Below are 12,319 nucleotides of genomic sequence, written 5' to 3'. Positions count from 1 at the left end.
TTCCGCCAGAGAAGTATCCGAAATGTTCATGAAAGGGGAATTCTATTATGAAGACAGTACATACAGACAAAGCACCTGCAGCAATCGGACCATACTCCCAGGCTATCATCCATGGAGATACACTTTACACATCCGGTCAGATCCCGGTGGATCCGGCAACTGGAGAGGTAGTTGGCACAACCATCGAGGAGCAGGCTGACCGTGTTATGAAGAATCTCGGAGCAGTTCTGGAAACTGCCGGTTCCAGCTATGAGAATGCGATCAAGACAGTATGCTTCCTTGCAGATATGAACGATTTTGCGGCATTTAATGAAGTATATGCCAAATATTTCGTAAATAAACCTGCACGTTCCTGTGTTGCAGTCAAGACACTGCCAAAGAACGTTCTCTGCGAGGTAGAAGTGATCGCAGCGATCGGATGATCTGATAAAAAATCCCTGTTGTCTGATTTCAGTCAGACAGCGGGGATTTCTTTTTGTGGGGATAAAGTATTTTTCTCTGTTTTGGAGCAATCTCTTTTTTTGTGTTTTCAGGCGTTAAAACGGTAATGTTTTTTCTTGTGTAAAGTAGAGCGCTGTAGTATAATAAAACCAGTTTTTTAGGATACGTATAAAAGCTTAATAAGGATGATCGGCAAACCAGATGAAAGTCTGGGACGCAAAGCTATAGGGCCTGTAAAATGGCAGCCAGTTGCATGAAATGAGGTGCACTGTCTGTGAGACGGTGCTTTTTTATGGTGTTATTTAACCGAATATCCGCTTGACTAGTGTACACAAAAAATGAAAAGGATAGTAAGGGATAGACGGAAAATGAAAGGAACAAGAGTGATTGCAGGCATTCTGCTTGCGGGCATTTTAGCAGTCACCCTGTCAGGGTGTAAAAACACAGATAACACGAAAGAAGAACCAGAAAAGCCTGTTATTACCCTTGGCAGCGATAATTATCCACCATACAATTATCTGAATGAGGATGGTGTACCGACGGGTATAGATGTAGAACTGGCTACAGAAGCTTTCGAAAGAATGGGATATCAGGTGAAGGTTGTCCAGATCAACTGGGAGAAGAAAAAAGAACTGGTAGAGAGTGGAGAGATTGATTGTATCATGGGATGTTTTTCCATGGAAGGGCGCCTTGACGATTACCGATGGGCAGGACCATACATAGCAAGCCGTCAGGTGGTCGCTGTAAATGAGAACAGTGATATCTATAAACTGAGTGATCTGGAGGGAAAGAATCTGGCTGTTCAGTCCACAACCAAACCGGAAAGCATCTTTCTGAACCGGACAGATGAAAGAATCCCCAAATTGGGAAATCTGATCAGTCTTGGACATCGGGAACTGATCTATACGTTTCTTGGGAAAGGATATGTAGATGCAGTTGCAGCACACGAGGAATCTATCGTTCAGTATATGAAGGATTATGATACAAGCTTCCGTATCCTGGAAGAGCCTCTTATGATCACCGGAATAGGTGTCGCTTTTGCAAAAGATGATGACAGGGGAATCTGTGAGCAGATGGATCAGACACTGGCGGAGATGCGTCAGGATGGCACATCCCTGAAAATTATTGAAAAATATCTGGATGATCCCCAGAAGTATCTGGAGGTGGATGATCTTGGATATTAAGAGAAAGACAAAAGGAAAACGAATCCAGCTGCTGGGAGGTCTGCTCGGAATCTGTGTGGCTGTAGTCTCTCTGTTTTATTTCTTTTACGCAGAAAAAGCGGAAGCAGAGAAAAGACTGGTGGAGATCGTAAACTATGTGAAAGTGCAGTGCTCAACCTACACCCATTATAATGAATCTTCGGAATCCAAAAGTCTTTTACGTGCCATTGAAAGTGCCAGACAGATGAGTACAAATATTAGCATGGAAACAGAAAACGGCGGTCAGCTAAGCCAGGATTTTCTGAAAGAAAACCTGCAGACTCTCTGGGTGGATGGCATCATAGTGCTGGATAAAGAAGGAAAGATGGACTATGAATACAGTATGGATGAGTCTCTGGCTAATGAGATCACGGAGTATCTGCAAAAAGAAATTATCATGGATTTTGCCGGATATGAAGAAAGATCTTATTCAGAACGGTTTGCCAGGAAAGATGGATCCTATGTTGACATTGCAGCCTGTGCCAGAAAAGATGTGCCAGGTGTCGTTGCAATCTATTATTACACGTCTCCTGAATTTACCAGAAATTATACCCTGACGATACAAGAGCTTTTAAATGGTTATAGTGTCCAGAAAGATGGAACGATCATTGTTGCAGACGATGGGATCGTTGTTGCCAGTAATGATGAGAGGCTGTTAGGGCAGAATACAGCCGACAACGAAGTTGTTCAGGCAATGAAAAAGCATACAGACAGTCAGCACATTTATCATTTGAAGAATGAAGGAACCAGATGCTACGGAATCATGGTGTGCGCCCCGTCAAGTAGACAATTAAAAAAATATAGGTTTTTTGCTACCCAGATCATGCTGGGTAGCATTTTTATGCTGCCATAAGCATGTCATGGTATTCCATTGGAGTTAGAATACCGAGACCTCGTTGAGGTCTGTCGTTTCTGTAATAATCTATATATTCAACAATCGCGGAGACTAATTCTTCTCTACTATGAAATTTCTTCTTATAATACATTTCTCGTTTTAAAATTCCCCAGAACCCTTCCATTGGACCATTGTCTGTACAATGAGCAACACGTGACATACTTTGAGTCATTCCAGCTTGTTCCAGTTTATGATGAAATGCCCTGGATGTATATTGGTAACCCCTGTCACTATGAAAAATCGGCTTAGCATCTGGATTCAAGGTTACTGCCTGATCAAAAGTATCGAATACGAGTTGATTATTGTTCGAATCACCTAAAACATATGCTACAGGTCGTCGGTCACACAAATCTAAAATAACACTAAGATATAGTTTATGAATATCGTCGAAGGATGTGCCGTATTTGAACTCTGTAACATCGGTTACCCATTTTTCGTTTGGATTATCTGCATGAAAATCTCTGTTTAAAACATTCTCTGCGATGAAGCCTGGATTTCTGGAAGGTCTGGTACAACCATCATAACGATGTTTCAAAGTGGATTTTATCTGCTTTTTGCGACAGATTCGTAAGATACGTTTGTCGTTTACGTCGATTTTATCATCATGATATAATTTGTCGTTTAATCGGCGATATCCCATGTCCGGATGCTGCTTATGCAATTCTTCCAATCTTTCTGCCAACTTCTGATTCAATTTGTCATTATCACTTTCTTTATGGTTTAACCATTTATAATAGGCTGCTCTGGAAACATGCCCAATCTTACATAATGAGCAGATAGAAAATTTCGTTTCTTCATGAAGCTCTTTGATTGCCAGATAAGTATGTTCGTTTCTTATTCGGTTTAGCCCCGCCTCCTTTCGATCTCCTCTAATTTTTTTAAGAATGCAACCTCCATTTCAGCACGTTCTTTTTCAGCACGTAAGATTTTAACTTCAGCACGGAGTTTTTCTAACTCACTCATTGAATCTAGAGATTTTCTTTTTCCACGATTATCCTTTAGAGCTTCTACACCTTTTGATTCATATTTAATAGTATAGTTACGTGCCTGCTGATAGGATACCTGATATTCTTCGGCTGTTTCGGCATAATTATGATCATGTGCAATACAATACTGTACGATTTCGATCCTTTCATCAAATGTGGTTTTTCTGCCTGTGGTCATGATATTGTTTCCCCCTGTTCCAGAAGATTTTAATACTTCACAACCATTATACTTCTTTATCCACTTTTTGAGTTGAGTTCCAGAACGAATCTGATACTTTTTTAATATTTCTGGGAATGTAAACTCATGAGACAAGTAATCTCTAACAGCTGCCTCTTTAGTTTCTTTTGAATAACGAGTAGTTTTAGAAGCGGTTTTCAAACCGCTCCATCCAAAGGTTTCATAAAGTCGTTTCCAATCTTTTAAAGAACCTTGATTAATATCATAACGTTTACATATTTCTCTGAACCCATATGTTCCATCAATGTATTCAGAAACTATTTTGACTTTTTCTTCATAAGTAAATTTATGTTTGAATGCCATAAAGAAAGCTCCCTTCTAAATAAACAAGATTTTATTATTTCTCTTGTCTACTTAGAAGGGAGCATATCATCATGCTGAAACAGCGGGATTATTATATTTATGCGTATCTTCCGGATACGGAAGTGTTTCATAATCTTCCATTAAATGTAGCAGGTGTTATTTTTCTTTATCTTCTGATATTCAGTATATTCTGGTTCTGGGCATATAGAACCAATCTGACACACCGGAAACAGGAACAGAAAAAAGACGAAAAATATAAGGCAGAACTTCTGATAGCTGCAAAAAAGGCAGAGGCTGCCAATGAGGCAAAAACAGAGTTTCTCCAGCGGATGAGCCATGATATCCGGACTCCGATCAATGGAATCTGCGGCTTGGTCGATATGGCAGACCATTATGCAGATGATATGGAGAAACAGACGGAATACAGGACAAAGATTAAAGAGGCATCCAATCTGTTGCTGGAACTGGTAAATGATGTTCTGGATATGAGTAAGCTGGAGTCCGGTGAGATCGTTCTGGAGGAGATCCCATTTAATCTGAGAAGTATTTCCAGGGAAGTATTTGTTGTGATCGAGCAGATGGCAGCAGAACAGAATATCCGGATCATGTGGGAGAAAAAAGAAATCATACACCGGAATCTTATTGGAAGTCCGGGGTATGTGAAACGTGTGATGATGAATATCCTGTCCAATGCAGTGAAATATAACAGAGAAAACGGACATATTTATCTTAGCTGCATGGAAATCCCATCCGAACAGCCAGGAATGACGACAATGGAATTTATCTGCCGGGATGCAGGAATCGGAATGACTGAGGAGTTCCAGAAACATATTTTTGAACCATTTGCACAGGAACATACAGGAAGCCGTACAAAATTTCCAGGAACAGGCCTGGGAATGGCGATCGCAAAGAATCTGGTCGAGAAAATGGGTGGAACCATTACCCTCGAAAGTGAATACGGTGTAGGGACTACATTTGTGATCCGGGTTCCATTTAAGATAGATCTGGATGCGGATAAACGTGAAGAACAGAAGGATATATCAGAAAAATCTATAAAGGGACTGCATATTCTTCTGGCAGAAGATAATGAACTGAATATGGAAATCGCTGAATTTTTGCTTCAGAATGAAGGGTCTGACGTGACAAAAGCATGGAATGGTCAGGAAGCGGTTGAGCTGTTCAGAAAAAGTGGACCTGGTGGATTTGATGTCATTCTTATGGATATTATGATGCCGGTCATGAATGGTTATGAAGCTACAAAGATGATCCGGTCTCTGGACAGAGAGGATGCAAAAGAAATACCGATCATTGCAATGACAGCAAATGCGTTCACGGAGGACAGAATAAGAGCAAAAGAAGCAGGGATGGATGAACATATTGCTAAGCCTGTTGATGTGGGGTTACTGATAAAAGTAATTCATAAATTGGTGAAATATAATGGATATGGCAGTGACAAATAAGCAGTGAAATATAGCCTGCAAATAAAAAGTCAAGGCTAAATTGAAAGAACATTGAAAATTTTATACAGGTTGAAAATTGGGTATCAAAATAAGGCCACCACACCAGTGCTGGTCTGAAAATATTAGTGGATAATTAGGATTCTGAAAGAGATGAAAGATATTCTTTCACTCGTCCGTAGTAGATTCTTAGAAACTTGTTGGCACCTGCAGTCATATAGACATAGTAAGGCTTGCCTTGAGTCCGTTTCTTATCTAAGAACTGATAAACAGGATCATCTTGAGGATGCGTTTTAATTAGGACATCCATTACCTGAAATAAAGCCTTTCTTAGATCAGCGGAACCTCGTTTTGAGGTAGGAACACTTTTTCGTTCATAGGTTCCAGATTCATTAACACCGGGATCTACACCGGCAAATGCAGTAATAGCACTTTTGTGAGTGAAACGGGAAACATCTCCGATCTCAGCCATCAACTGAGGACCAAGAGAAGTTCCAACACCTTTCATAGCCATAACGACAGGATATTCCGGGAGTTTGGATGCAGTTTCATTCATGAGAGTGCGTAGTGACTCAACAGTTGTAGAGGCACTATTAAGCTGGTCTACAGCTTGCTTGATAATAAGCTTTGTAAGGGCATCCTTTGGAAGTACAGGAACAAGTTCCTTTGCTTTTCCATAGATTTCTTCAGCTTTTGACTGACTGAAGTTGTACTTCTTGCGTTTGCACCAGTTTTGATAATGGTCAATAAAGGCATTCAGGGACATTTTACGGACACAGTCCACATGCCAGTATGTAGATGCAAAATCAACCCATTTCTGGCTGCCGTCATTGCGTGCAGGACTGTCAAAGTAAGTATTAACACCAGGATAGGTTTGGTCAAGGATGCTGATAAGATTATTCTTCATGGCTGTTTTATGCTTCATGTAGAAGCCAAACTGACGGTTCATGGTTTTAAGCTGATTGCGTAATTCATCCATAACACTATACTGTTTAAGATTTTGCCATTTGTCAAGTGCATAGCGTGCAATCTTAACGGCATCCGCTTTATCAGATTTGACTTTACGAAGGGAATCATTATCAAAATCCTTGATAAGTTTGGGGTTAATGGTACTGACGAAAAGGTTAGCCTCTGAAAGCTGATGGGCAAGGACTTCGTAGTAACGTCCTGTATGTTCCATCACGATTCGTGACTCACCTTCAACAGAGTTGATGAGTTCTACAAGTGAATTAATGTCACTGGTTGTGTGTTTGATTTCAAAGGGGGTGGAAACAATTTCACCGAAAGGCCGCATGATAGCAACCATACTTTTACCCTTAGAAACATCGATACCTACTGCGTTCATAAATTTGTCACTCCTTAAGATTATTGCAATGGATAAGTGCCAGTTTTACTCATTGCCTATTCAATCTACTGTGGTGTGACACGAATGCGCCTACGACGATTCAACCTGCATAAAACGAACGCTGCGAATGAGGAGCTGGTTATCAGTCTATTTTACGGACGCGAAGTCCAAGAAAGGAAGCCGATATACCAATTGCTCCACCATTATACAGCTTAAGCAACAAGATGGATAATTCCTTACTGGCTGTAAGGGATATTAACCATAAATATATTGTAGTAGATAGGAGGACAAAATCATGACAATACAGGAATGCTATGAAGCGATCGGAGGAAACTATAAAGATGTCTTGGGACGCCTTCAAAGTGAAGCACTGATTCGGAGATTTACATTAAAGTTCCTTGAAGACCAGAGTTATCTACAGTTAAAACAGGCATTGGAAAATAAAAATTATGAAGATGCTTTCCGCAGTGCACACACACTGAAAGGGGTTTGTCAGAATCTTTCTTTTGACCGTCTGTATGAGGTTAGTAATGAGTTAACAGAACTTTTGAGAGATAGAACCGGAGCGCAGCCTGGGATATCGAAGGCAATGGAAAAAGTAACAGAAGTATATGAGAGGATGATTGAAGAAATAAAGAAGGGACTGTCGAATTAAGTGATGCGACACGACGTTCTGTCTTTGACCAGGTGCTTGGAACATCATCAACCCATTGGATAAAGGAAATAAAAAATATGGATAAAAGACAAAAGATCCTGATTGTAGACGATTCAGAATTTAACAGAGATATGTTAAAGGAGATTCTCGGAGAAACTTATAATTACCTGGAAGCGGAAAATGGAAATCAGGCAATTCAGATGATAGGAGAAAATATAGGAATTGATCTGATGCTTTTAGATATCAATATGCCACAGATGAATGGTTTTGAAGTTTTGGAAATAATGAAAAGAAGCCAGTGTATAGAAGAAACTCCGGTGATCATGATATCTTCGGAAGATGCTGTTGATACGATGCGTAAAGCATATGAACTGGGAATCACGGATTATATCACACGACCGTTTGATTCTGTGATTGTAAAGAAAAGAGTTCAGAATACCCTGGGACTCTATATGAAGCAAAAGCATCTGATCAATGTGGTTTATGATCAGGTTTACGAAAAAGAAGAAAATAATAATATTATGATCCGGATCCTGAGTAATGTACTGGGATCACGTAACAGTGAGAGTAGAGAACATATCCTGCATATTAAAACAGCAACAGAACTGATGCTGAGACAACTGGTAAAAATAACAAATGCTTATCCTATGACAGAGGCAGATATTTCTTTGATCACAACAGCATCTTCTCTTCATGATATCGGTAAGATCCGTATTCCGGAAGAAATCCTGAACAAACCTGGCAGACTTACCGATGAAGAATTCAGGATTATGAAAACTCATAGTGAACTTGGTGCAGATATGATCCAGGATATGCATTTCCCAAAAGACAATTCATTGGTACGTGCTTCATGGGAAATCTGCAGATGGCATCATGAAAGATGGGATGGAAAAGGTTATCCGGATGGACTGAAAGGAGAAGAAATACCAATCTCCGCACAGGTGGTGTCGATTGTTGATGTTTATGACGCACTTACAAGTGAAAGATGTTATAAGAAAGCATTTGATCATGACACAGCAATCCAGATGATCCTGGATGGGCAATGCGGACAATTTAACCCCATCCTCCTTAAGTGCCTGAAAGAGCTGCGTCTTCAGCTTTCGAAAATGCTTGATAAAGAGATGGATGACAATAGCTATTACCATGAAGTGCAGAGACTTTCAAATGAAATACTCAGCGACAGATCTTTACCGAACCAAAATTATTCACAGAGTATTCTCAGGGTCATGAAGGAAAAGGTTGATTTCTTCAAAGCGAACAGCGGCATGGGTTCAATTGATTACAATACAAGTTCCGGTCAGCTGACTATATTAAACGGAAAACAGCAGATATTATATCAGAGAAATAATCCGGATTTTGATCTGTTCAAAGAATTCGGAGTAAATGAAGAAGATGTTCATCATATTCAGGTTTTATTACATCAGACATCTGTACAAAATAAAGAAATCTCTGTGCAGATAAAAGCAAGGGTGGAAAATGACCGCCAGATGTACAAACTGAAATTGCATACATTGTGGTCGCCTTTAAAGAAGGATGGATACATTGGGATCGTTGGATATTTTGATATTGTAAAATAGAAAAATGCAAAGGAAGCTCAGAAGGAGGATCCTAATGAAAAAGAAAATCCGGCACTGGCTGGAATTACTATTCTTGCCATGACTGCCAATGCCTTTGATGAGGACAGAAAGAAAGCACTGAAATGTGGTATGGATGGGTTCTTGTCCAAACCAATTGTCATAGAGGAATTGATCAGCATCCTGCAGAAGAACCTGGATTAGGTGTCCGGAGTATTAGAAAAACCGCACAAATAAAGGAAATAAAAAATATGGATAAAAGTAGGAAAAAATCAACCGTACTATGTGCAGGTATATTTGTGTTTCTGGGAATATGGATGGTATTGACAGTACCTTGCCGGGCTGCTGAGACGAACAACGATGAAAAGCAGTCACAGATCATCCGTGTCGGCTCATTTGAGGATACCTTTGATTATGTCGATAAAAACGGTGTAAGACGAGGATATGGATACGAACTTATGCAGGCTTTGGCAGGTTATACCGGATGGAAATTTGAGTATGTGAAATGTGACTGGTCTGACTGTTTTGATAAACTTGAAAATGGTGAGATCGATATCATGGGTGATATCTCTTACACCGATGAACGTGCACAAAAGATGCTTTTCCCGGATGAACCGATGGGGGAGGAAAAATATATCCTTTATGCTGATTTATCGGATACGGATATTGGAATGTCTGATTTCAAGTCTCTGGATGGGAAACGTGTAGGTGTGCTCATGGATACAGAACCTGAGATCATGCTGACAGAATGGGAAAATAAGAATGGCATACATACAGAACATGTAAATGTGAATAATGATGATGATGTCGAAAAGAAATTAGCAAATCATGAGATCGACTGTTTTGTATCTCTGGAGGAATCGATCTGGTCTGAACAGGGAATATCATCCGTTACCACGATTGGCAAATCAGGCATATATTTTGCAATAAATAAAGAACGCAGCGATATCAAGACGGAGCTGGACTATGCTATGCGTCAACTGGAACAGGATAGTCCCTTTTTTAAGGCAGATCTGTATAAGAAGTATTTTACACTTGATTATATTCAGATTCTTACAGGTAAAGAAAAGGTCTGGGTGGAAGAGCATGGAGGTATCCAGATAGGATTTTTGAACAATGATCCGGCAATCTTTTCCATGGATGAAGAGACTGGAAAAATTACCGGTATGCTGGCGGAATATATCTCCTATGCCAAAGATTGTCTGGGAAATCAGACACTGGAATTTAATATACATGCATATGATGATTATGATGAAATGATTCAGGCGCTGCAGAATTGTGAGATTGACATGATTTTTTATGCCGGCAGGAATCCATATTTTGCAGAACAAAACGGATATGCACTTACAAACACAGCCTGGACTTACAGTTTGATGGCGGTAACTGATGAGGAAAAATTTGATGAGAATAAGGTGTATACTGTAGCTGTGCCAAAGGAAAAATATGCCTTAAAACAGCATATTGCATTCAGTTATCCTGAATGGAAGCTTGTAGATTGTGATTCGCTTGACAATGCAGCAGATATGGTCATCCAAGAAAAAGCAGACTGTTTCCTCATGGGAGCAAGCCAGGCGCTGATATATGATAACAGTCAAAATTTCAAGAGTGTTCCACTTACAAAAACAATGGAGGCATGTTTTACTGTAAGAGAGGGAGAGGGAAGCCTTTTATCAATACTGAATAAAACTATAAAGGCCATGCCGTCTGACATGCTTACAAGTGCACTTGCTATCTATGACAGTACTGCAGATAAAGTAACATTTTCTGATTTCATAAAAGACAATCTGCTTGTTTTTTTGGCTACGGTAGGATTTTTGGCACTCAGCATCATTGGTATTATCCTCGTACTTTTGCGGAAGGCAAGGAAAGCAGAAGCTGTCGCAAAGCTTGCGGCAAAGGATACAAAAAAACTCAATGACAAACTGGAAATCGCTTTGAAAAAAGCAGAGGATGCCAGTCTGGCAAAGACTCGTTTTCTTAACAATATGTCACATGACATCCGTACTCCTATGAATGCAATTCTGGGTTATGCACAGCTTATGGAGGAAGAACTAAAAGAAAAGGATCTGCCTGAAACTTCAGATCATCTGGAAAAATTGCAGCAGTCTGGAAATCTTCTTCTGTCAATCATAAATAATGTACTTGATATGGCTCGGATTGAGAGCGGAAAGATGGAAATTGATGAGAACTATGGCCGGATTGAAGATATCCGGCAGACTTTATTTGAAATATTTGGTGATGAAGCAAAGAAAAAGAATATTGCACTTCATTACACAATAAATGTAGAGCATGAACATATACTGACAGATACTACCAAGGTAAAAGAAATATTTGTCAATATCCTGAGCAATGCCATAAAATATACCCCATCCGGTGGTTCTGTTATGATAAACATAGACGAATTAGTATGTGATGAGCCCGGGTACATGATGGTAAGGACCAGGGTGAGCGATACCGGAATCGGTATGAGCCAGGATTATCTGACAAAGATTTTCGATGCATTCACGCGTGAGCGAAACACTACAAAGAGCAAAATCACAGGAAGCGGATTGGGAATGTCAATCGTAAAGAGATATGTTGATCTGCTCGGCGGAACAATAGATGTAGAGAGTGAGCCTGGAAAGGGCAGCACCTTTACTGTAACATTAAAACACAGGATAGCGGATGAAAGCTATTATGTAAAAAAACATGATGAAGGCTCTGGAACAGCCAGTAAAATCCTTGAAGGCAAGAATATCCTTTTGGCAGAGGACAATGATCTGAATGCAGAGATTGCAGAAGCAATACTTGAGCGTGCCGGCCTTAAAACAGAACGTGTGGAGGATGGCATTCAGTGTGTAAATAAGATAACAAAAATGCCGGTGGGAACATATGATATGATCCTCATGGATATCCAGATGCCCCGAATGGACGGTTATAAAGCAACACAGGCAATCAGGCACTTACCGGATAAGGATAAGGCATGCATACCGATCGTTGCAATGACGGCAAATGCATTTGAAGAAGATAAGCGGGATGCTGTTGCAGCCGGAATGAATGGTCATATTGCAAAGCCGATCCAGATTGATAAACTGCTGTCGATGTTAGCGGAAGTTTTAAGGCAGTAAGAAAACTAATAATTTCGTGTTATACTGAATGGAGTGGTCATTCTTTCTGTATTGAAAAAACAGGAAAACTTACAGACTGGGAAGGACAACAGCATGAACGCAAACAGACTGCGTTT

8 protein-coding genes, 3 pseudogenes and 1 riboswitch are annotated in these 12,319 nt (G+C 40.0%); of the genes and pseudogenes, 8 read left to right on the top strand and 3 right to left on the bottom strand.

Annotated elements, in window-relative coordinates; all coding sequences use genetic code 11:
- Positions 1-47: 47 nt before the first annotated feature.
- The 3 genes and pseudogenes from CCC70_RS10360 to CCC70_RS10350 all read left to right on the top strand — a co-directional run.
- The gene (locus CCC70_RS10360; RefSeq protein ID WP_302467733.1) at positions 48-422 is read left to right on the top strand and encodes a RidA family protein; all 375 of its coding nucleotides are present in this window, start codon (positions 48-50) and stop codon (positions 420-422) included.
- A 200-nt stretch (positions 423-622) separates the two neighbouring features.
- A riboswitch (cyclic di-GMP riboswitch) is annotated at positions 623-698 on the top strand.
- A 111-nt stretch (positions 699-809) separates the two neighbouring features.
- A complete protein-coding gene (locus CCC70_RS10355) occupies positions 810-1,625 on the top strand; it encodes a substrate-binding periplasmic protein (protein WP_270391178.1) in 816 nt (271 codons plus the stop codon).
- A pseudogene (locus tag CCC70_RS10350) lies at positions 1,609-2,412 on the top strand (hybrid sensor histidine kinase/response regulator); the annotation flags it as partial. The gene CCC70_RS10355 and the pseudogene CCC70_RS10350, both read left to right, overlap by 17 nt.
- 70 nt (positions 2,413-2,482) lie before the next feature.
- On the opposite strand, the gene CCC70_RS10345 reads toward CCC70_RS10350, so the two are convergent.
- Together CCC70_RS10345 and CCC70_RS10340 are read right to left on the bottom strand one after the other, a co-directional pair.
- Positions 2,483-3,376, bottom strand: coding sequence for an IS3 family transposase (locus CCC70_RS10345; RefSeq protein WP_270392067.1), 894 nt, complete (start codon positions 3,374-3,376; stop codon positions 2,483-2,485).
- Positions 3,377-3,381: 5 nt separating this feature from the next.
- Positions 3,382-4,065 (bottom strand): helix-turn-helix domain-containing protein, encoded by a 684-nt coding sequence (locus CCC70_RS10340; RefSeq protein WP_118369385.1) that lies wholly within the window; start codon positions 4,063-4,065, stop codon positions 3,382-3,384.
- Between the two features lie 68 nt (positions 4,066-4,133).
- On the opposite strand from CCC70_RS10340, the pseudogene CCC70_RS10335 reads away from it, so the two are divergent.
- A pseudogene (locus tag CCC70_RS10335) lies at positions 4,134-5,525 on the top strand (ATP-binding response regulator); the annotation flags it as partial.
- 133 nt (positions 5,526-5,658) lie between these two features.
- Here the strand turns inward: CCC70_RS10335 and CCC70_RS10330 are convergent.
- The gene (locus tag CCC70_RS10330) at positions 5,659-6,867 is read right to left on the bottom strand and encodes an IS110 family transposase (RefSeq protein ID WP_005343159.1); all 1,209 of its coding nucleotides are present in this window, start codon (positions 6,865-6,867) and stop codon (positions 5,659-5,661) included.
- 295 nt (positions 6,868-7,162) lie between these two features.
- Between CCC70_RS10330 and CCC70_RS10325 the strand changes: the two genes are divergently transcribed.
- The 4 genes and pseudogenes from CCC70_RS10325 (at position 7,163) to CCC70_RS10310 (ending at position 12,203) form a co-directional block, all read left to right on the top strand.
- Positions 7,163-7,522, top strand: a complete 360-nt coding sequence (locus CCC70_RS10325; protein ID WP_092069413.1) for an Hpt domain-containing protein — start codon at positions 7,163-7,165, stop codon at positions 7,520-7,522.
- 77 nt (positions 7,523-7,599) lie between these two features.
- Positions 7,600-9,099 (top strand): response regulator, encoded by a 1,500-nt coding sequence (locus tag CCC70_RS10320; RefSeq protein WP_270391171.1) that lies wholly within the window; start codon positions 7,600-7,602, stop codon positions 9,097-9,099.
- Between the two features lie 3 nt (positions 9,100-9,102).
- Positions 9,103-9,300 (top strand): annotated as a pseudogene (locus CCC70_RS16735) (response regulator); the annotation flags it as partial.
- Between the two features lie 47 nt (positions 9,301-9,347).
- On the top strand, positions 9,348-12,203 hold the full coding sequence (locus tag CCC70_RS10310) for an ATP-binding protein (RefSeq protein WP_287084797.1): 2,856 nt from the start codon (positions 9,348-9,350) through the stop codon (positions 12,201-12,203).
- Positions 12,204-12,319: the final 116 nt, after the last annotated feature.

Origin of the sequence: Blautia sp. LMAG:89 (genome assembly GCF_008679485.1) — a bacterium.
Taxonomy (GTDB): Bacteria; Bacillota; Clostridia; order Lachnospirales; family Lachnospiraceae; genus Blautia_A; species Blautia_A fusiformis.
This window is presented reverse-complemented; position numbering and strand designations above follow the sequence as displayed.

Bases quoted from the DNA above. Each gene is read 5' to 3' on its own strand.
- CCC70_RS10360 (WP_302467733.1), top strand. From the start codon at position 48: ATGAAGACAGTACATACAGACAAAGCACCTGCAGCAATCGGACCATAC.
- CCC70_RS10355 (WP_270391178.1), top strand. From the start codon at position 810: ATGAAAGGAACAAGAGTGATTGCAGGCATTCTGCTTGCGGGCATTTTA.
- CCC70_RS10340 (WP_118369385.1), bottom strand. From the start codon at position 4,065: ATGGCATTCAAACATAAATTTACTTATGAAGAAAAAGTCAAAATAGTT.
- CCC70_RS10330 (WP_005343159.1), bottom strand. From the start codon at position 6,867: ATGAACGCAGTAGGTATCGATGTTTCTAAGGGTAAAAGTATGGTTGCT.
- CCC70_RS10325 (WP_092069413.1), top strand. From the start codon at position 7,163: ATGACAATACAGGAATGCTATGAAGCGATCGGAGGAAACTATAAAGAT.
- CCC70_RS10320 (WP_270391171.1), top strand. From the start codon at position 7,600: ATGGATAAAAGACAAAAGATCCTGATTGTAGACGATTCAGAATTTAAC.
- CCC70_RS10310 (WP_287084797.1), top strand. From the start codon at position 9,348: ATGGATAAAAGTAGGAAAAAATCAACCGTACTATGTGCAGGTATATTT.